At 59.6% G+C, this 20,570-nt stretch carries 17 protein-coding genes; 12 read left to right on the forward strand and 5 right to left on the reverse strand.

Annotation, left to right across the window (positions count from 1 at the left end; all coding sequences use genetic code 11):
• Window positions 1-227: 227 nt before the first annotated feature.
• Window positions 228-1,928, forward strand: a complete 1,701-nt coding sequence (locus I2G40_RS08305; RefSeq protein WP_195544777.1) for an ATP-binding protein — start codon at window positions 228-230, stop codon at window positions 1,926-1,928.
• A gap of 296 nt (window positions 1,929-2,224) precedes the next feature.
• On the opposite strand, the gene larE is transcribed toward I2G40_RS08305, so the two are convergent.
• Window positions 2,225-3,103 (reverse strand): ATP-dependent sacrificial sulfur transferase LarE, encoded by an 879-nt coding sequence (gene larE / locus I2G40_RS08310; protein ID WP_195544778.1) that lies wholly within the window; start codon window positions 3,101-3,103, stop codon window positions 2,225-2,227.
• Between the two features lie 173 nt (window positions 3,104-3,276).
• Here larE and I2G40_RS08315 point away from each other — a divergent pair, with 173 nt between their 5' ends.
• Complete coding sequence (locus tag I2G40_RS08315; RefSeq protein WP_195544779.1) at window positions 3,277-3,927, forward strand: HAD family hydrolase; 651 nt, start codon at window positions 3,277-3,279, stop codon at window positions 3,925-3,927.
• A gap of 113 nt (window positions 3,928-4,040) precedes the next feature.
• Here the strand turns inward: I2G40_RS08315 and I2G40_RS08320 are convergent, their stop codons facing one another.
• A complete protein-coding gene (locus I2G40_RS08320) occupies window positions 4,041-5,153 on the reverse strand; it encodes a LacI family DNA-binding transcriptional regulator (protein ID WP_229030441.1) in 1,113 nt (370 codons plus the stop codon).
• 311 nt (window positions 5,154-5,464) lie between these two features.
• Here I2G40_RS08320 and glmS point away from each other — a divergent pair, with 311 nt between their 5' ends.
• Window positions 5,465-7,312 (forward strand): glutamine--fructose-6-phosphate transaminase (isomerizing), encoded by a 1,848-nt coding sequence (gene glmS, locus I2G40_RS08325; protein WP_195544780.1) that lies wholly within the window; start codon window positions 5,465-5,467, stop codon window positions 7,310-7,312.
• A 117-nt stretch (window positions 7,313-7,429) separates the two neighbouring features.
• On the opposite strand, the gene I2G40_RS08330 is transcribed toward glmS, so the two are convergent.
• The gene (locus I2G40_RS08330; protein ID WP_050766156.1) at window positions 7,430-8,131 is read right to left on the reverse strand and encodes a GntR family transcriptional regulator; all 702 of its coding nucleotides are present in this window, start codon (window positions 8,129-8,131) and stop codon (window positions 7,430-7,432) included.
• Window positions 8,132-8,324: 193 nt separating this feature from the next.
• Here I2G40_RS08330 and I2G40_RS08335 point away from each other — a divergent pair, with 193 nt between their 5' ends.
• From I2G40_RS08335 to I2G40_RS08345, 3 genes are all read left to right on the forward strand, one after another.
• A complete protein-coding gene (locus I2G40_RS08335; protein ID WP_195544781.1) occupies window positions 8,325-9,359 on the forward strand; it encodes a YeiH family protein in 1,035 nt (344 codons plus the stop codon).
• Between the two features lie 266 nt (window positions 9,360-9,625).
• On the forward strand, window positions 9,626-10,843 hold the full coding sequence (locus tag I2G40_RS08340) for a helix-turn-helix domain-containing protein (protein ID WP_161145213.1): 1,218 nt from the start codon (window positions 9,626-9,628) through the stop codon (window positions 10,841-10,843).
• Between the two features lie 84 nt (window positions 10,844-10,927).
• On the forward strand, window positions 10,928-11,503 hold the full coding sequence (locus I2G40_RS08345) for a hypothetical protein (RefSeq protein ID WP_022094368.1): 576 nt from the start codon (window positions 10,928-10,930) through the stop codon (window positions 11,501-11,503).
• A 228-nt stretch (window positions 11,504-11,731) separates the two neighbouring features.
• Here the strand turns inward: I2G40_RS08345 and I2G40_RS08350 are convergent, their stop codons facing one another.
• Window positions 11,732-12,253: a nitroreductase family protein gene (locus tag I2G40_RS08350; protein ID WP_138375058.1), complete on the reverse strand. Its 522-nt coding sequence runs from the start codon at window positions 12,251-12,253 to the stop codon at window positions 11,732-11,734.
• A gap of 294 nt (window positions 12,254-12,547) precedes the next feature.
• Here I2G40_RS08350 and I2G40_RS08355 point away from each other — a divergent pair, with 294 nt between their 5' ends.
• From I2G40_RS08355 to I2G40_RS08370, 4 genes are all read left to right on the forward strand, one after another.
• Window positions 12,548-12,838: a hypothetical protein gene (locus I2G40_RS08355; RefSeq protein ID WP_006235631.1), complete on the forward strand. Its 291-nt coding sequence runs from the start codon at window positions 12,548-12,550 to the stop codon at window positions 12,836-12,838.
• 181 nt (window positions 12,839-13,019) lie between these two features.
• Window positions 13,020-13,520, forward strand: coding sequence for a MarR family winged helix-turn-helix transcriptional regulator (locus I2G40_RS08360; protein ID WP_022094370.1), 501 nt, complete (start codon window positions 13,020-13,022; stop codon window positions 13,518-13,520).
• Complete coding sequence (locus tag I2G40_RS08365) at window positions 13,520-15,244, forward strand: ABC transporter ATP-binding protein (RefSeq protein ID WP_138375060.1); 1,725 nt, start codon at window positions 13,520-13,522, stop codon at window positions 15,242-15,244. Before I2G40_RS08360 ends, I2G40_RS08365 begins: the two co-directional genes overlap by 1 nt.
• 1 nt (window position 15,245) lies before the next feature.
• Complete coding sequence (locus I2G40_RS08370) at window positions 15,246-17,246, forward strand: ABC transporter ATP-binding protein (RefSeq protein ID WP_204986360.1); 2,001 nt, start codon at window positions 15,246-15,248, stop codon at window positions 17,244-17,246.
• 110 nt (window positions 17,247-17,356) lie between these two features.
• Here the strand turns inward: I2G40_RS08370 and cysE are convergent, their stop codons facing one another.
• The gene (gene cysE, locus I2G40_RS08375) at window positions 17,357-18,061 is read right to left on the reverse strand and encodes a serine O-acetyltransferase (RefSeq protein WP_195544782.1); all 705 of its coding nucleotides are present in this window, start codon (window positions 18,059-18,061) and stop codon (window positions 17,357-17,359) included.
• 223 nt (window positions 18,062-18,284) lie between these two features.
• On the opposite strand from cysE, the gene I2G40_RS08380 reads away from it, so the two are divergent.
• Together I2G40_RS08380 and I2G40_RS08385 are read left to right on the forward strand one after the other, a co-directional pair.
• Window positions 18,285-18,923 (forward strand): DedA family protein, encoded by a 639-nt coding sequence (locus tag I2G40_RS08380; protein WP_138113555.1) that lies wholly within the window; start codon window positions 18,285-18,287, stop codon window positions 18,921-18,923.
• 297 nt (window positions 18,924-19,220) lie between these two features.
• Complete coding sequence (locus I2G40_RS08385) at window positions 19,221-20,273, forward strand: branched-chain amino acid aminotransferase (protein ID WP_035138743.1); 1,053 nt, start codon at window positions 19,221-19,223, stop codon at window positions 20,271-20,273.
• Window positions 20,274-20,570 lie beyond the last annotated feature (297 nt).

A 20,570-nucleotide genomic window follows, 5' to 3' on the forward strand; every position in this document is an offset into this window, starting at 1 on the left:
GGGAGTATGCACCTTAAAGAGTGGTGCCCTTGATTAGAGAGGTCGCGCTCGTCTCTCTAATTGTCTCTCTAAAGAGAAAGCCAGCTAAAGAGATAACATTGGGCTATCTAACAGTGAATTCGATACATCTCTCTAAATGTCTCTCTAAAATAAGGTGCTTATCTCTCTAAAGTTAGAGAGATATACTATACTTTAGAGAGATAAATCTATCGTTTTAGAGAGACGGAATGCCAATGCTGCTGGATGAACCTCTTGGCCTTATCGTTGAGCGCCTTCGCAGGCGGGGGACTGATGACGCATCGGTAGAAGTTAAAGCCTGCACGAATAAATTGAGCGCAGACGTATGGGAGACAGTGAGCGCTTTTGCGAACACTGCGGGTGGGCTCATTATTTTGGGCCTAAACGAAGCCGAAGGATTTGTTCCTTCGGCTAACTTTGCTATCGATAGGGTGCGCGATCAGTTTGTTTCGGGTATCGGAGACGGAGGCTCAGCGGCAGTGGTGACCCATGCGCCACGGTACGAGCTTGATCGAGGCGAGGTCGACGGGCTCCAGGTGCTTCTGGTGCGCATCTTTGAACTTGAGCTTAAAGCGAAGCCTTGCTATATCGGCGCGCGCGGCGTGCAGAACGGTAGCTACAAGCGCGTGGATGATAAAGATATCAAGATGTCACCCGCTGAGCTATATGAGCTGCAGAGTGCGTTGCTTCCGAGCGATGCAGACGGCACGGTGGTTTCGGAGGCAACAGTCGAGGATTTGGATCCAGATGTCGTGCGGTCTATTATCGCAAATCGCCGGCTGCAGACCCCCCGCGTTTTGCGCGGGGCCGATACGCTGGAAAAGCAGCTGGTCAGACTCAATATCACTACAAAGGATGGTGCGGTGAAGCTCGCAGGGCTTCTGTCGGCGGGAATTTACCCCCAGCAGTTCTATCCCAAACTCATGATTGATGTCGCCGTTCATTCCGATGTGGAAAAATCTGCACCCGGGCAACCCCGGTTTATTGACCGCCAGTTGTGCGATGGCCCGATTCCGGCTTGCATCGAAGATGCCCTTGTCGCGATTGGACGGAACTTGCGCAAAGCGGCGATAGTGCAAGGCGCTGGCAGAAGGGAGGATTGGGAAGTTCCCCAGGAGGTTTTGCGCGAGGCCTTGGCAAACGCCTGCATCCATCGAGAATATTCGCCCATGTTTGTGGGGCAGGCCGTGAGTGTCGATATCTATCCAGACAGAATAGAGATCAAAAACCCTGGCGGGCTTTGGGGCGGAAAGACGGTGGACAATCTTGCAGACGGGGAATCGCGCTGCCGAAACCCAAAGCTCATGAGCCTAATGGGGGCGACGCCGTTAGAGCATGCCGAGGGGGCCGTTGCGGAAAGCCAGGGATCTGGTATCCCGGCTATGATTCGCGAGATGGAGTCTCGTTCGCTTGGCAGGCCGAAATTTATCGTTAAGGCCGATTCGTTTACGGTGCTGCTTTCCCGGCACGGGGCGGAGCTTGCTGAAAACCGTACGTGGATTCAGAGTCATGTGGGCACCGAGCTGACGGATCGCGAGGAAACACTGCTCATGTTTATGCGGGAGCATAGGTGCGTATGCGATGTTCAAAAAATACGAGAGGCCCTGAAGTGGGATTCGGATGACATTCGCCTGATCTGCGGGGACCTTGTGGATAAACATGTCCTGTCAAAATGTGGCAAAGACACGTTTGAGATTATCGATATGAGCAGAGAATCGTCAGCTTCGACAGCGGATAGGATCCTGGAGGCTCTCAGAGCCGAAGTGGATATGACGGCGCGAGAAATAGCGGTTGCATCGGGGGTCAAAATTTCGTCCGTCCGCTACCATCTGCCAAAAATGGCGGATAAAGGACTCATCGAAGTAATGGGTTCATCGACGAGCCGCAACCGCCGCTATCGGAAGAAGTAGATGCAGCCGAGTCGCCCCTCTTGTGTCTCTCGAAGTGAGATGGGTGCTAGGGGGGCGACTGCCTCGCGATATTTCCCCAGATAAAACCTGCCAAAATAAACCTGTCCCTTATTGGCGGGTCAGTTAACGCAGTGCAGGTTGAGCATATGCGAGCGAGCGGTCTCCGGGTGCGGTAAGGTGACGTGAAACAAGCGGGCGCTGACCTTTTGGTCGCGCCCGTGAAGTTGAACGTCAGATTGCCGTGTCCGGAGCCCGCGCAGCGCCGAGAAGTTACGCCGTTTGTAAAACGGCGTAACCTAAAGGTTCATGTTGCCGTGAATGTAGGGGGTGACCTCGGGGGAGATATGGTCGCAGCCCAGCCCGCGCAGCGCGGACTCGATGGCGGCGGGCAGCGGGGTCTTGCCCTCGGCATCGACGGCGGTGCCGCCGAGCGCGGCAATCTTGGCGACATCTGCGGGTGCGGCCTCGATATGCATGCAGCCGCCGACCAAGCGCGCGCGTACCTGTGCCAGGTCAAGATCGTGCAGGTAGTCCTCGCAGGTGCGGATCAAATCGACCTTCTCGCGCGTAAGCTCCTCGCCCGTGGGGACGCGGGTGGCAAGACATGCTCCCGCCGGCAGGTTCCAAACGGGATAGCCCCATGCGCGCAGCAGCTCGCGCTCTTCGTCCTTGGTAAAGCCGACCTCCATGAGAGGGGAGCGTACGCCGAGCTCTTCTGCCGCACGCATGCCGGGGCGGTAGTCACCGCGATCGCTTGCATTGCTGCCATCGATGACGGTGGGAAAGCCGAGCGACTTGGCGTGGTTGACGATGGCGGTAAAGCCGGCGTGCTTGCAGTGGTAGCAGCGATTAGCATCGTTGCAGGCTACTTGGGGGAGCTGCAGCTGATCCACCGAAAGATTGAGCACGGGGAGCTTAAAATGCGGCCCCTCATTGGCCTGTCCATCAACGGACTGCTCAAACGAAGTCTGTTCGGGCGTGCCGATGAGCGGCGTGGTGAGATGGATGAGGAGGGTATTGGTAGGCATGATGCGGGCGCACACGGCGGCCAAAAAGCTGCTGTCAACGCCGCCGGAAAACCCGATGGCCACGCGCCCGTATGCCAAAAGCAGCTGTTCGAGCGCCGATAGCTTGTCTTGAAGCTCCTCTGCGGGTGCCGTGGTGTCTAAAATCATGAAACGTTCCTTATCGTTGAGTACTCGATCGAAAACTATAATCCTAATGCGTTACTTGCCATAAGACTTCTATCTGTGTAACGAAAGTGCAATATGGTATATACGTTATATACAAGTTGCCAAATGCGGTAGAGTTGCGGCAATGCGACAGCGAGAGTCGATGGGGGACCGATATGATCAAGGCTGTTATTTTTGACATGGATGGAACGCTGGTCGATACCGAGCGTTTGGGGATTAAGGCCTGGAAGGCAGGCGCCGCTGAGCTGGGGCTCGCGATTGATGAAGCGCTGATCCATCAGTTTATCGGCCGCACGCTGCCCGATGTTATGGACATCCTTGATGAGCATTACGGCAGCCATGAAACCACCGAGGCGATCTATCGTCGCCACAAGGAGATTCGCGACGAGATGGTCAAGACCGAACTGGAACTTAAGGCCGGTGCCGCCGAGTGCCTAGACGAGCTGCTGGCTGCGGGCTATCACGTGGGTCTAGCGACGTCGTCGCGCCTCGTTACGGCCGAGCGCAACCTTAAGATGGTCGGTCTTTTTGACAAGTTTGAAACGGTAACGTGTGGCGAGGACGTCGTGCACGGCAAGCCCGACCCCGAGATGTATCTGCTCGCCTGCGAGCGCGCGGGCTTTGCTCCCGAGGAATGTGCCGTGGTCGAGGATTCGCGCAACGGTTGCGTCTCGGGCATTACGGCCGGCTGCCATGTCTTTGCCGTCCCCGATATCGTGCCGCTGCCGCAGGACGTGGTGGATGGCTGCGAGGCCGTGCTCGATACGTCGTTCGACCTGGCGGCGGCAATCAAGGCTGTGCGCTAGAAAATTGCGGCGTTAAAACGAGCGATTGCTCACGTTTACGCTTAAGCAAAAGGGGCCCGGCAATGGTCGGGCCCCTTTTGCTTAAGCGGCGACTTAGCATACTCGCGGGCGTGCTATAGATACGCACCGAGGTTGATGGCCGTGGCGTCGGTCTGGCTGCTTGCCTGGGTGCTGGCGCGTTCCAGCAGGAACGGCCGCACGAGTTCTTGGCGGTTGATGTCCTCGATGGCCGTGACCGCGGTGACGGTGCGCGCGGCAGAGCTGACGTGGATATGCTTGGTCTTTGCCGGGGCCTTGTTCTCGATTTGCTCCATGAGCAATTGAACGCCCTTGCGGCCAATCTCGTAGCCCGGGGGCGCTACCGTAGTGAGCGGGACCGATCCACTCCAAGCGAGCGGGTTGCCATCGCAGCCTGCTACGCGTACTTGCCCGGGGACAGAGATGCCCTTGTCGACCAGCGCCGAGATAACGCCCGAGGCCAACACGTCGGTCAGGCCGACGACAAAATCGGGGCGTTCGTTCGCGGGGCGCTCGGCGATTTGGGCACCGATGCCGTAGCCGTCGGCAGCGGTATTCCATTCGCCGGCGTCGATGACTTCGATCTTGATATCGGGGTGCAGGGCGAGGGCCTTGTGAATGCCAAGCACGCGTAGGGTGAGCTGCATAAATGCTGCTCGGCCGACGACGACAATATGGTGTGCGCCGCGGGCGATGGCGAGCTCGGCAATGATGCGACCTTGGGCCTCGTTGTCGGCCGCTACGTAGTAGCCGGGCTCGGAACAGTGGATGTCCAGATGGACGATCGGCACGGGCATTTTAGTCATGGCCGGATGCCAGTCGGGGGACGCCATGGGCTGAACCATGACGCCGGACATCTGGGTGCCCATAAAGTAGCGCAGGTAATGGTTCTCGAGAATATCGTCATTATCGGCGTTGGCGATGAGCAGGTCGTAGCCGTGCTTGCGGGCCTCGTTGTGGGCGCCGCTGGCGATTTGGAGCGAAAAGCCGTGGTCGAGACGGGGGAGCACCAGGCCAAAGGACTTGGTGGCGCCGCCCGCGAGCTGACGGGCGCTTTGGTTGGGCAGGTAGCCAAGGCGATTGATGGTCTCGTTGATGAGCTTGAGGGTCTCGGGGCGTAGCTTTTCGGGGTGGTTGAGCGCGTTGGAGACCGTGCCCAACGAAACCCCGGCCTCGCGCGCGACGTCGCTGATTTTTACCTTTGCCATAGCGGCCCCTTTGATGCGTTTCAAGTACAAGCCAGATTGTAGCATCCCAAACCTACCAAAAAGGGACAGGTTTATTGTGGCAGGTTTATCTGGGGAAACGCCGTTGCCGGCGCGACCACCACGAAGGGGGCAGGTACCTTTGTGGTGGTTTGAACCGGCTGGACGTGTGTGCATCGAGTGGTATCTAAGTTGAGATACCACTTCTGGTATATCAGCTTGCGTTTGCGTGAGTACAATACTCGAACGTTATGCGTCTCAGCGCCCCCTGTGCGTGGACGTTTTGCAGTCAAGCGGACGAAGGGATTTATCCTATGTGCGGAATTGTCGGCTACACCGGCTCTGATATTGCAAAGAACATCCTGGTCACGGGCCTCAAGCGTATGGAGTATCGCGGCTATGACTCCTCGGGCGTCGCGCTCGAGGTGGGCGAGGGCGCCGCGGCGCACCTCGATGTCATCCGCCGCGTGGGCAAGGTCGCGGGCTTGGAGAGCGAGCTTTCCAACATTGACAGCGACGCTACCTGCGGTATCGGCCACACCCGTTGGGCCACCCACGGCAAGCCCTCCGTCGTTAACGCTCACCCCCACACCAGCTGTGACGGTCGTATCGCCATCGTCCACAACGGCATCATCGAGAACTTCGCCGAGCTGCGCGAAGAGCTGGAGGGCCGCGGCCACCACTTTAAGAGCGAGACCGATACCGAGGTCTTCGCGCATCTGATCGAAGAGGCTTATGCCGAGACGCACGACCTGATGGCCTCCGTGCGCGAGGCTTGCACCCACGTGGTCGGTGCCTATGGCCTGGCCGCCGTGTGCGCTGACGAGCCCGGCGTGATCGCCGTGGCCCGCAAGGATTCCCCGATCGTGGTCGGCGTGGGCGAGACCGGCGCCTATGTCGCCTCCGATGTCATCGCGCTCATCGACGCCACCCGCGATGTCGTGGTGCTCGAGGACGGTCAGTTTGCCAAGCTCGCGCCCGCAGGCGTCGAGTACACCGACGAGGCCGGCAACGTTATCGAGCCCAAGGTCACCCACATCGACTGGGACCTGGATATGGCAGAAAAGGGCGGTTATCCCGACTTTATGCTCAAGGAGATTCACGAGCAGCCGCGCGTCGTGCGCGACACGCTGGTTGGTCGTATGACACCGGCCGGCGAGCTCGACATCGACGAGCTGGGCCTTTCGCTCGAGGAACTCAACGACATCGACCGCGTCTACGTGATCGCTTGCGGCACCAGCTATCACGCTGGCCTCATTGCCAAGAATCTCATTGAGGGCTGGGCTCGCATCCCCACCGAGGTGGAGGCGGCCAGCGAGTTCCGTTATCGCAACCCCATCATCACGCCGACAACACTTGTCGTTGCCGTGTCCCAGTCGGGCGAGACGGCCGATACCCTTGCCGCCATTCGCGACGCGCGCATCAAGGGTGCCAAGGTCTTCGGCATCACCAACGTGGTGGGCAGCCCCGTGGCACGTGAGAGCGACGGCGTCATCTACACCAAGGCCAACAAGGAGATCGCGGTCGCCTCGACCAAGAGCTTCATCGGCCAGGTCGTGAGCCTGACGCTGCTGGCTCTGCTGCTGGCGCAGGTCAAGTACCGCCTGACCACCAAGCAAGCGCGCATGCTGTTCCGCGAGCTTTCCGATACGGCCGAGCAGATCCAGTGGATTTTGGATACCCAAACCGAGGCCGTGCATGAGGCCGCCCTGCTGTGCAAGGATGCGCAGTCGGCGTTGTTCGTGGGCCGCGGCATGGGTGCCGCTATTTCCTACGAGGGTGCGCTCAAGCTCAAGGAAGTCAGCTACCTGCACGCCGAGGCATATGCCGCCGGTGAGATGAAGCATGGCCCCATTGCCCTGATCGACCCGGGCTTCCCTGTCATCGCTGTGGCCACCAAGAGTGCCACCTACGACAAGACCGTGTCGAACCTTATGGAGTGCAAGGCGCGCGGCGCCAAGGTCATCGTCGTTGCCGCCGAGGGCGACGAGGAGATCAACAAGATTGCCGACTGCATCATCCGCGTGCCGGCAGTCCGCGACGTGTTCAGCCCCATCACGGCGAGCGTTCCGCTGCAGCTGCTCGCCCGCGAGGTCGCCATCCTGCGCGGCTGCGACGTCGACCAGCCTCGTAACCTGGCCAAGAGCGTCACGGTAGAGTAGTTGGTTCCGCCGTTCTAGCGGCTAAGGCCCGGCTCCGCGTCATTAGACGGAGCCGGGCCCTTTTTTGCATTTGACCAGATAAAACCTGCCAAAATGAACCTGTCCCTTTTTGGCGGGTTAGCGGAGCTTGCTGGTCTCGAAGTACTCGGGGAACTGGTCCAGAACCTCGGTTTGGTTGCGGAACATCATGTGCAGGTGCTTGCTGACCAAAAAGCTCGCTTCGATGGGGTCGCGACCGGCGATGGCGCGGCGAATCTGCTTGTGCTCGTTCACGATGTCCTGATTGTCGAGAACCTGCGTGGCGGCGCGCAGCCAGCGGAAGCGCTCCAGGTCGGCATTGGTCTCTTCGAGCCACGACCACACGGTGCTGCGACATGCGATGCTAAAAATCATGTGATGCATGAGGTTGTCGCTCAAAAAGAAGCCGATGCGATCCTCTTCGGCCATGGCTTTTTCCTGCAGCACGATGGCGCGGTCGAGCTGCTCGATGCCGGCCGACGTGGCTCGCGCACAGCACTCCACGATCACCTGCTTTTCCAGATGCTCGCGGATGTAACAGGCACTCTCGGCAAGGGTGAGGTTGATGGGTGAGACGTAGGTGCCGCTCTGGGGCACGGTGCGCACCAGGCCCTCTTGCGCCAGACGCACCAGTGCCTCGCGCACAGGGGTGCGCCCCATATCCAGGTCGTCACAAAGTTGCTTGACGCCCAGCTTTTCGCCCGGCTTGTAGTCCAGGTAGACGATTTTGCGTCGAATGGTGTGGTAGGACTGGTCCTGTAGGCTCGTTTCCTGCTCGCCGACGTGCATCGATTCTTCCATAGCGCCTCGCAACTGTTCTATCAAACTCATATGTCAGTTGTTAATTATGCCGCGAATCAGCTCTCCGCGGTGGGTAATTCGGCTGTTGCCTGAGAACTATTGCGGCATCTTAGTCTGTGTTTGCGCAAGGCTGCGCTCAATGTTGCCGTATCATAAGCCGTCGCAAACGTGAAATAGAAAGAAGGAATCCCATATGCAACTGGCAAATATCGTACGCGAGCGCTGGAAAGGCGTCTTGTTCTGCCTTATCATCGCCATTCCCGCGACATTGCTCGGCAAACAAATTGAGGTGGTCGGCGGTCCGGTATTTGCCATCCTTTTTGGCATGGTCCTGGCGCTCGTCTTTCCCAAGAATCGTCGCGAACAGCTCGCCGCCGGCGTCACCTATACGTCCAAAAAAGTCTTGCAGTACGCGGTTATCCTGCTTGGCTTTGGCATGAACCTCTCCCAGATTCTGTCCAAGGGCGCCCAGTCGCTGCCGATTATCGTGGCGACAATCTCGACATCGCTTGTCATCGCCTTTGTGCTCTGCCGCGTCATGAATGTGCCGGGTAAGATCGCGACGCTTATAGGTGTGGGTTCGTCGATTTGCGGCGGTTCTGCCGTCGCCGCGACCGCGCCCGTCATCGATGCCGACGATCGCGAGATTGCCCAAGCTATTTCGGTCATCTTCCTGTTTAACGTTATCGCGGCGCTCGTGTTTCCGACGCTCGGCGGCATGCTCGGGCTGACCAACGAGGGCTTTGGCCTGTTTGCCGGTACCGCCATCAACGACACCTCGTCGGTAACGGCTGCGGCGAGCGCCTGGGACAGCATGCATCCCGGCGCCAATGTGCTCGAGAGCGCCACGGTGGTCAAGCTCACCAGAACGCTGGCCATTATCCCCATCACGTTGGTCCTCGCATGCTGGCAGATGCATCTGGCGCGCAAGGCCGGCGGCGACGCCAAAAGCACGTTCTCGCTTAAGCGCGCGTTTCCCATGTTTGTGCTGTTCTTTGTGCTGGCGAGCGTAATCACCACGGTGCTTCAGCTTCCCGCGTCTTTTACGGCGCCCATCAAGGAGCTGTCGAAGCTCTTTATCGTGATGGCCATGGCGGCTATTGGTTTTAATACCGATATCGTCGAGCTGGTCAAAAAGGGCGGCAAGCCCATCGCGCTGGGCTTTTGCTGCTGGATTGGCATTGCGTGCATGAGTTTGGGAATGCAACACGTACTGGGAATCTGGTAGAGAAGTAGCTTGTTTGCGTGCTGCGTGCTGGCGAGCGCATTCTCACGGTGGAGCGATAGGAGCTCTTGCGGGTATGGCTTGTCCGCAGGTTTATAAGTCCCGAAGAGCTCTTATCGCCCCGCCAGGATGGCGATGCGGGGCAACACCTATACTCGCAGGACGGCGCTTTCTGCCCTATAGTGTTTGATGAGCAATATCGTTCAATTTTGAAACACTCGGTCGTGCGACCGTCGGCGGTTGCACGTCGCCGCGGACAGGGGCAAATCATGGATAGCAATGCTAAGCTGAACATCTTGACCGATGCCCTAGCTGCTGCCGGGGCCTCGGCATTAGCAATCGATGCGCGTGGGGACGTCGCGATCTCGACCATGAATGACGCGGCGCTTGAGCGGGATGTGGCGGCTTTTGTCGCTGAGCGCCTCGACCGTATAGGAGACGGCGCGCGTCTGGTTATGGGGCGTGAGGGTACGCGCCTGAGCCTGACCGTTCGCCCCACCGACAAAGAGGGCGGGAGGCTTTGGGTCGTTGTGGTCCGCGAGGTGCGCGGTGCCGCGGCGCATGCGGGCATCGAGTGGCTCAACGCCGACGAAGTTGAGGTCCGCTATGAATCGAGCGCGTACGGCATCGTTGAGGGGGCGGCCTCGGTGGCTGTACCGGTTACCGAGAGCTATGCGCGCGGCGTGCCCCTTATGCTCGAGGGCGAGCTGGGAGCGGGTCAGGTCGAGATTGCCAAGCGCCTCTATCTGGATGGCCCTTTTGTCGATCAGCCCTTTGTTTCCGTCGCGCTCGATGAACTCACCGATCGCGGTTGGCGCCATGTGCTCAAAAGCTCCGAATCGCCGCTGTTCCAAACGGGGCTGACCCTTTGCATTGAGGGCTGGAATGCGGTTGGCCCCCAGCGCCTCCGCGAGCTGGTCTCCACGATGACCGACACCGCGTTGGCGACGCGCTGCCATGTGGTGCTGACGGCGAATGACATGCCGGGCGGCGGCGAAAGTGATCAAGCCGCCTTTGTGACCGAGCGCTTCGCCTGTGCGGTGAGCGTCGCGCCGGCAATCGCCGAGCAGGGAGCCGCGTCGACGAAGGTCGCGCGCTATTTGGAATATCTCGCTGATGCATTTGGGACGGCAGCGCCCACGCTGTCTGCCGCGGCGACGAAGACGCTCGATGCTTACCGCTGGCCGCGCAACTATCTGCAGCTCCGCGAGGTCTCGGAACGACTGTATATATTGGTGGGGACGGGCACGGTGGACCGCGCTGTGGCGGAGGAAGTGTTCGCCCAAGAGGACGTGATTAAGACCGCAACCTTTGGCGCCCCGACGCTTGAAAGTGACCTGTATATCCTGCGACCGCTGGCCGATACCGAGCGAGATATCGCGCATCTGGTTGTAGACCATCTCCACGGCAACCGAACCCGTGCGGCGGAGGTGCTGGGCATAAGCCGTACAACGCTGTGGCGCTTGCTGAAGGACGATGACCGTTGAGCGAGGCGCCCGTGACCGCACGCGACGCGTGTGCTACAGTCCAAAGCGTTATTGTTTCGATTTGGTTACGGCGTGCGAGGGCATATGGCTGAGACTTCAAAACCGAGCCGCAGAAGGCGGAGTGCCGCGCCGGTCAACCGACGCACAACATCGGTGACGTGGGGCAAACACGCCTCGGGGTTTGATGGCTCGTTCAAGCGCACTAAATACGGCTATCCTTCGGCAAGCGCCCGCTTGGCAATGCAGGCAGAGTCCTCGCTGTGGGGCCGCAAACGCGTGGTGGGCTCAAAGCTCAAGCACGACGGAACGCTCGGCTACATCAGCCGCGGGGCGGCTCGCCGCAGTGGGCTCAATCCCGCCGGCTGGCATCGCTACGTGCCGATCGTGGCCGCCGTTGCAGTGATCGTCATCGCGCTCGCTGCGCTCGGATATGCCGGCGGTGGCGCCAACTTGGACGCAATGTTTAAATCGCCCGAGCTCGCGCATGTAGGTACAGAAGTTGTCGAGGGCGCTCAGGCCCAGACGAGCGTCGCGCCCCAGCGCGGTATCGTTGCGGCGGCCTCCACCATCGCCGATGTGCAAAAGGACGAAGACAAGCAAGGCGACGACGTCGATGCGAATCAGACGAGCGAAACGGCAATAACTCCATCGGCGGGATAAGTTGCGAGTGGGGCAGCTAATTTGGGACGGGGCTTTTTTAGCTGCCCAAGACAGTGGCTCATTCGATGTCAGTCGCCAAAAGCGAGCGAGCCGCATTTGCGCCAAGGTGACGTGAAATGAGAGGGCGCTGACCTTCTGGTCGCGCCCTCGAAATTGAACGTCAGATTGGCGTGAATGCGGCCCGCGCAGCGTCAACGAGCCCGCCGTTCGGTAGAATGGCGGAACTAATTACCTTACGTAGACCACGTTGTCGCGGCGGGGTTTGGGCTCGGGCAGCGTGTCCTCGGCATAGCCCAGAATGCAGTGACCGACACCGCGCAGGCTGCCGTCGGCGGGTAGACCCCAACTGGCCAGTAGCTCCAGGCCCTCGGGCGAATCGAAAACCTCGTGGGCGCGATGAATCCAGCACGAATCAACGCCCAGCGCATAGGCAGCGTTGAGCAGGTTGCCCATGGCGAGCGAGCCGTCTTCCAGATGTGTGGGCACGCTGCGGTCAACCAGCACCACCACAACGGTCTTGGCGCCATAGAAGGGGTCGCTGTTGCTGCCCATGACTTGCGCGTTGAGCTGCGAGAGACGCTCGACGGTCGCGGGGTCGGTGACGGCGACAAACGTCACCGGCTGGCGGCCCATGCCGCTCGGTGCATATTGGCCGGCTTCGATAATACGTGCAAGCTTTTCGGCCTCGACGGGACGATCGCTGTAGTTGCGGCAGCTGCGGCGGTGAATGAGTGCTTCGATAGTCTCCATGGTGTCTCCTTGCGGTGGCGTTGCAGATGCCCCGTTCATACCCGTCGGGCTCAAACGATAGACGGTCAATTGCCCGGCCAAAAGGATAGATTCCAATTGGGAAAGTAGGTTTGCATAAAAGTACCTTCAGAATGTGACAAACAAATGGGATGGTTAAACGTTTTATCCCGTCTACCCTGCGGTTTTTTACCACTTGCCTAAATGACGAACGCATAACCTCTGATAAGGGTTTTACTAAAGGAGTACCAACGTTTATCAATGCGCCGTGGTGGCGCCGGGCCAGGAGGTAACATCATGTTCCAGGCTGGAGATGTCGTCGAGACCGATTTCGAAGGATTTCTGAAGCTGCTGCGTTCCAAGACGCGCGCTTTCGTGTCGATCAACGATCACGAGTACTACATCACGCACACCGATGGCTATTGGCGTGTTCAGGATTGCGAGGCCCTCAACGACAAGGGCCACTTTACTGACTGTTCTGAGTTGGTCAACACGGTCTGCGAGGTCGTCGAGCTGCCGTGGATTGCCGGCAAGAGCCTGCATGACAGCTTCTCGGGCGCTACGGTCTATGAGGCCGTCGCCGCTTAACAGGCAATAAAACCCGATTTTCACGTGACCGCTGGCGCCGCCCCCGCGCCGGCGGTCTTTTTCTGCCGATAGGCCATAAAAATGCACGCATTTGTGGAGAGCCTGTTGACGATAGTCAAAACTCGGACTAATCTAGAGACACATAATTGGTCAAAAATCGGACAATTGAATGGTGGGATAGATGAATAGTGCGGTTACGCTGGTCGACTTCGATCGGTTGCTCAATGGACTCGACCATATCTATTCGGAGTTCTCGCGCGCCTGCGGCCTTTCGGACTGCGCCTACTGGATGCTCGTCGACACGAGTGCAGCGGGCGGAAGCGTTGCCGTGAGTCGGCTGACGAGTGAATGGTTCTACAGCAAACAGACCATCAATTCGGCGATTAAAACGCTTAGGGCGCGAGGGCTTGCGACGTTGGAGTTTGCCGAGGGCAGTCGTAAAAACAAGGTTGTACGACTGACCGAAGAAGGCGTGCGGTTTGCCAAGCGCTACGCGTTGCCGGCGCAAAAAGCCGAGCAACAGGCATTCGAGGCGCTCGAGCCGTGGGAACAGTGCGAGATCATGCGCTTGGTCGGTAAGTTCTCCCATGTTCTTAACGAAGAGTGCGAGGCATTTAAACGGCAAGTGGCCGCCGAGAACGAGACTGACGATAAGGGCGAGGGGGACGCATGCGACTCTTAATGAGGTTTATGAGGCCGTACCGCGGTCTGATTGCGGTGACGCTGTTTGCGGTGCTGATAGATAACGTCGGTACGCTGTTGGTTCCCACGATGCTGGCGAACATGGTCAACACCGGTATTACCACGGGTGATGTCGACTATATATTACGCAACGGCCTGTACATGCTTATCGCGACCGGCATGGCCAGCGGCGGCACGGTGCTGGGCTGCTATCTTTCGGCGCGCCTGGCCGCCAACGTGGCCTGCGATATCCGCAATGCCGTGTACGACAAGTCGCTCGAGCTGTCCGCCAGCGACTTTGAGCGCTTTGGCACGGGTTCGATGATCACGCGCTCGCTCAACGACATCAACGTGATTCAGCAAGCTGTCCTTCAGACGATTCAGCTGGTGCTGCCGGTGCCGTTCTTGGCCGTGGCAGGCATCATTTTTGCTTGGTTCATCGATCCCGCCATGGGTACGCTGCTGGGCGTGGTGGTTGCGATCGTGCTGGTGGCGGCGGTCTTTACCGTTGCCAACGCCGCGCCGATCTTTATGCGCCTGCAGAGCTTTATCGACCGCATGAACGTGGTGCTGCGCGAGAACATCGTGGGCGTGCGCGTCATCCGCGCATTTAACAAGGAGCGCCACGAGGAGCAGCGCCTGGACGAGGTGTTTAGCGATTACGCGGCCAATGCCATCAAGGTCAACCACCTGTTTGTGGGTCTCGACAGCTCCAGCTTCTTTTTGATGAATATCGCCGAGGTGGCGGTGCTGTGGGTGGGCGGCAACCGCGTGGGCGTCCACGCCATGCAAATCGGTAGCATCTCGGCCGTGCTGGAGTACGCGATCCTGATCCTGTTCTTTGTGATGACGGCGCAGATGGTGATTCTGACGCTCCCACGCGCCGCCGCATGCCTGAACCGTGCGCAGCAGGTGTTGGAGATTGAGCCGAGCATCGTGGACGGCAAGCGCACGCTGGACACGTGCGCGGCGGAGTCTGTTGACGGTGCCGACGCGGTGGCCGTGTTCGACCACATGTCGTTCCGTTTTGACGATGCCGACGAGGATACCCTGTGCGACCTGAGCTTTGCCTGTCGCCGTAGCCAGACCACGGCGATTGTAGGCTCGACGGGTTCGGGCAAGTCGACGGTGGCCAAGCTCTTGCTTCGCTTCCACGATGCCACGAAGGGCGCCATTCGCCTGAATGGCATCGATCTGCGCGACCTTTCGCAAGACGACATCCGCGGGCGTATCGCCTATGTGCCGCAGAAGGCATGGCTGTTCTCGGGTACGGTGGCGAGCAACCTGCGCTTTGGCAACGAAGACGCGACTGAGGCTGACATGCTCCATGCGCTGGAGGTTGCCCAGAGCACCTTTGTGCTCGACCAGCCCCAGGGGCTCGATACGCCGGTGGCCCAGGGCGGCACGAACTTCTCGGGTGGTCAGCGCCAGCGCCTGGCGATTGCCCGCGCACTCATGAAGCATGCCGATCTATATATCTTCGACGACAGTTTTTCGGCCCTGGACTTTAAGACCGATGCGGCACTGCGCCATGCGCTGCAGGACGAGACGTGCGATGCCGCGGTGCTCATCATCGCCCAGCGCATCTCGACTATTTTGCATGCCGATCAGATCGTGGTGCTCAAAGACGGCGAGATCGTGGGCCTAGGCACGCACGACGAGCTCATGGAAACCTGCGAGGTGTACCGCGCAATCGCGGAATCGCAGATGAAGGGAGGTGAGTAGCATGACCGAGGAGCTCAAGAAGCAGGGCATCGTCGATGGCGCTGCGGTTGTAGAGACAGTCGAGGAGACGGGCGTCGCGCCCGACCTGGACGAAGCCGCCAAGGCGGCGGAGCGCGAGGCTCGCCGCCAAGCGCTCTACGAGGAAAACGAACGTGCCGAGGACGAGCGCGCCCGCGCCGAGGCAGAGCGTATGCGCGACGTGGACGACGAAGACGAGGACGAGACGCCTCGGGATACCTGGGCGACGGTGCGCCGCCTGTGGAGTGAGGCTGCCGGCGACCATTGGCGCTTCTATATCGTGTTCGCGAGCATTGTGTTCTATGTCATCTTTAACACCGCCGCGCCGGCATATAGCGCCCGCGTGATCGATGAGCTGTGGGGCCACATTCAGGTGGCGTTTGCCAACGACACCACTTTCAGCATCACCTGGGAGAACTGCGGCAAGACCATTTTCGTCTACTTTATGATCTGGACTGCCGCTGCCTCGTTCTATGCGCTCCAGAGCTTTTTGATGTCGAGCGTCGCTGAGCGTCTCAATCTGCGCCTGCGCAACCGCATCGCGCAAAAGCTCAACCGTCTGCCGCTCGCCTATTTTGACGCGCATCGTCCCGGCGAGGTCGTCAGCCGCGCGACCAACGACCTGGACAAGATGTCCGAGAGCATGCAGCGCGGATTGCTGCAGCTGCTCGTGTCGATCGGCACGGTTGTTGGTGCTGTGAGCGTGATGTTCGTGTTCAGCGTGCAGCTTACGCTCGTCTTTCTGTTCTTTACGGCACTGTCGCTGCTGGTGACGAAGGTCGTCTCGCGCCGCACACACGATGTGACGGGCGAGCGCCAGGAGTGGGTGTCCAAGATTACGAGTGCGGTCGAGGAAGGCTATTCGGGCCGTCTGGTGATCCGCGCGTTTAACCGCGAACGCCAAAGTTCTGCCGAGGTGCACCAGGCCTCGGGCGAGCTGGCACGCGTGAGTGCCAAGGCCGACTTTATGATCAATGCCGTCGGCCCTGCGGTGCGCTTTATCGGCCGTTTGGCGCAGATCGTGATCGCGCTGGTGGGCTGCAGCATGCTGGTTGCCGGTCACATGACCGTCGGCGTGTTCCAGGCGTTCTTCCAGTTTATCTACGAGGCGTCCGAACCCATGACGCAGCTGTCGTTTACCTTCAACTCGCTGCAGAGCGCGTTGGCGAGTGCGGAGCGCGTGTTCGACCTGCTCGATGAGCCCGAGATGGAGGCCGATCCGCTGCCGGACGAGGCCGCCAAGCTGCCGGGTCGCGTTGAGGGTCGCGTCTCCTTTGAGCACGTGCGCTTTGGTTATTCGCCCGACAAGCCGCTTATGCACGACGTGTCGTTTACCGCCGAGCCGGGCCAGAAGATTGCCGTGGTGGGAACCACGGGCGCGGGCAAGACGACGCTCATCAACCTGCTCATGCGCTTCTACGAGATTGACGGCGGGCGTATTACGCTCGACGGCGTGGATACGAGCCGCATGGACCGCGGCGAGCTACGGCAGCAGTTTGGCATGGTGCTGCAGGACGCCTGGCTGTTCGATGGCACGATTGCCGAAAACATCGCCTACGGCTGTCCCGAGGCGACGCGTGAGGAGATCGTGGCGGCTGCGCGCGCCGCGCAGGTCGACTTCTTTGTGCGCACCATGCCGCAGGGCTATGACACGCGCGTGGCCAACGATGCCGAAAGCATCAGCCAGGGCCAGCGTCAGCTGCTGACCATCGCACGCGTGCTGCTCAATAACCCGGCGATTCTCATCCTGGACGAGGCGACCTCAAGCGTGGATACGCGTACCGAGCTTGCCATCGGTCGTGCCATGGACGCGCTCATGCGCGGGCGCACGAGCTTTGTGATCGCGCACCGCCTGTCGACGATCGTGGACGCCGACCTGATCTTGGTCATGGATCACGGCAACATTATCGAGCAGGGCACGCATAAGGAGCTGCTGGCTGCCGAGGGTGCCTACGCCGACCTCTATCTGAGCCAGTTCGCATAATGTGACAAAGGGACAGTCTCTTTGCCACATCACAAATAAGGCGCGCCGGGGATGAATTCCCTGGCGCGCCTTTGCGTTGATGCCGATGTCGTTTTGTGCCGCTTGCGTTCCTAGCGTTCGTCCACGAGCTTGGCGACGAGGGCCTTGAGCTCGGCCACCTCTCGCTCGAGTTCCTTGACGCGGCGGGCATTCTCGGTGATGCCCTGGCGGTTGAGGGCGGACTGCTCGGCGGCGTCATCGGGCATGTACTCGCGATGCTGCTTGGCGTCGAAACTCTCCTCGAACACACGGCAGCCGTTGCGCTTGATGATGCGTCCCGGCACGCCCACGACGGTGCAGTTGTCGGGGACGTCCTTAACGACGACCGAGTTGCCGCCGATCTTGACGTTGTTGCCGATGCGGATGTTGCCGAGCACCTTGGCGCCCGTGCCCACCGTGACATTGTTGCCCAGGGTGGGGTGACGCTTGCCGGTCTCGTTGCCGGTGCCGCCGAGCGTGACGCCCTGGTAGAGCACACAGTTGTCGCCCACAATGGTGGTCTCGCCGATGACGACGCCCATGGCGTGGTCGATAAAGAAGTGCTTGCCAATCTGCGCGGCAGGGTGAATCTCGACGCCGGTGATGTGGCGGGTGATTTGCGAGAGCACGCGGGCGAGCGAGCGATGACCGTGCGCCCACAGCCAGTGCTCGGGCACGTGGTTCCACTTGGCGTGCAGGCCAGGATAGGAAAGAAAGATGACCAGACCGTTTTGCGCGGCGGGGTCCTGCGCCTGGACGGTCTTGATGTCCTCGCGAATGGTATTGATAAAGCTCACCGGCCGCCCTCCCTTAGCGCCATGGCAATGCGATTCAATAAAGTATAGCGATTCGCTAGGGATTAAAAAGGACAATCTTGGCGGCTTTGCGCTACAAGTGTCAGTTATGCAAACTTGCTGGTAATGGAGTCATGCTTTTGTGGGGTTGCGCACGAGGGGGCACCGCAACCGTATACTGGTCAACTTGGACGTATCCGCGCCCACAACTGAGAGGTTTTACTTCATGGGTTTCATCAATTTTATTGCCGAGCTGCTTAAGGACCCGCGCACCGCGATCGCCAGCTGGATCGCCGCCGGCCCGCTTATGGCCTACGGCTGCGTGTTCCTGATCATCTTTATCGAGACGGGCGTGGTGTTCTTCCCGTTCCTTCCCGGTGATTCGCTGCTGTTCGCCTCGGGTTTCTTTGCCCACAACGGCGGCTTTAACATCGTGGCGCTTCTGGCCACCGCATGGGCCGCTGCCATTTTGGGCGATCAGTGCAACTTTATGATCGGTCACTTCTTTGGCCGCAAGATCATCGCTTCGGGCAAGGTCAAGGCCATGACGCCCGAGCGCATCAAAAAGTCCGAGGACTTCTTGGACAAGTGGGGTCACCTGGCCATCTTCCTGGGTCGCTTCTTCCCGTTTATCCGCACCTTTGTGCCCTTTATCGCTGGCATGGGCGGCATGCACTGGCGCAACTTTGTCGTCTTTAACGTGCTGGGCGGCATTACCTGGTCGACGGTCTTTACGCTGCTGGGCTACTTCTTTGGCGGCATTCCCTTTGTGCAAGAGCACTTTGAGCTGCTGATTATCGGCATCGTTGCCGTGTCGATCATCCCGACCGTGGTCGGTCTGGTTAAGGCCAAGCTGGGTAAATAGAACGCCTAGCTCGAGCCAGCGCGCAGACCGTACAGTTGAGGCCCGTCACCGCTTACGGTGGCGGGCCTTTTTGCTTCGGTCAAATGAAAATACTTTACTTAGTTAAAGAAAAGCGTTTTATCAGACGCGTGCGGGGAGTACAATCTCGTGCATGCGAATCGACGTGCCATCGGCTTTGATGCTGCTCGCGTGTCCCGTCCGGCTCTACGCTCCGGGCGTGCGACGTTGCGACGCGGTCGGCCTCGGTCCTTGCGTGCGGGTTCGCGAGTATGCAACTGTGTATGTAAGGAGCGACATATGACTGTCGAGAAGAAGGATATCGATTGGGGTAGCCTCGGCTTTGGCTACATGAAGACCGATTACAGCTACGAGGCTCATTGGAAGGATGGCGAGTGGGACGAGGGCGGCCTGACCACCGACCACACCCTGCATGTCTCCGAGTGCGGCGGTATCTTCCATTACTGCCAGGAGGTCTTTGAGGGCCTGAAGGCCTACACCGCCGAGGACGGCAGCATCGTCTGCTTCCGTCCCGACATGAACGCTGAGCGTATGTATAACTCTGCCCAGCGCCTCGAGATGCCCCCGTTTCCCAAGGACAAGTTCGTTGAGGCCGTCAAGCAGGTCGTTTCTGCCAACGCCGCCTGGGTTCCGCCCTTCGGTTCCGGCGCGACCCTGTACGTGCGTCCGTTTATGATCGGCTCCGGTGACGTGATCGGCGTGGCTCCCGCTCCTGAGTACACGTTCCGCATTCTCGTGACCCCGGTCGGTCCGTACTTTAAGGGCGGCCTCAAGCCCGTCAAGCTGCGCGTTTCCGAGTATGACCGTGCTGCACCGCACGGCACCGGCAACATCAAGGCCGGCCTGAACTACGCCATGTCCCTTAAGCCCACGATGGAGGCCCATCGCGAGGGCTATGCCGAGAACCTGTATCTCGACTCCGAGTCCCGCACCTATGTCGAGGAGACCGGTGGCGCCAACGTCCTGTTCGTGAAAGAGGATGGCACGCTCGTCGTTCCGCAGTCGCACACCGACTCCATCCTGCCCTCTATCACCCGTCGTTCGCTCGTTCAGGTTGCTCAGGACCTGGGCATGACCGTTGACCAGCGCCCCGTCGAGTGGGCCGAGGTCAAGGCCGGCACCTTTGTGGAGTGCGGCCTGTGCGGCACCGCTGCCGTCATCTCTCCGGTTGGCGAAATCGACAACAAGGTTTACGGCGCCGACGAGACCGTGACCTTCCCGGCTGGATACACCGAGATCGGCCCTGTGATGAAGAAGCTTCGCGAGACCCTGACTGGTATCCAGTCTGGTGCTGTCGAGGACAAGCACAACTGGGTTTACACCGTCGCGTAATTTGTCTTACCTATCCGGGCAGAGAACAAGTTCCCTCCCGGCGCGTCCTCGGACATGCAAGAAGCCCTCGCTGCGCACTTCGTGCGGCGAGGGCTTCTTGCGTCCTGCGGAGTGCGCCGGGAGGGAACTTGTTCTCTGCCCTGCGGGTTCGGCGATGTCACAACGGGCAATGATTAATCTGAATAAAGATGGTGCGCGGCCTTTTAGGCTGCGCTTTTGCTTCAAGACTTTAGTCCGCTGGCCGCGCAGCGGCCAGCTTTAAACCACCCGCTACGCGGGTGGAGACAAACGGCTTTA

This window comes from Collinsella aerofaciens (genome assembly GCF_015558785.1).
Lineage (GTDB): Bacteria > Actinomycetota > Coriobacteriia > Coriobacteriales > Coriobacteriaceae > Collinsella > Collinsella aerofaciens_P.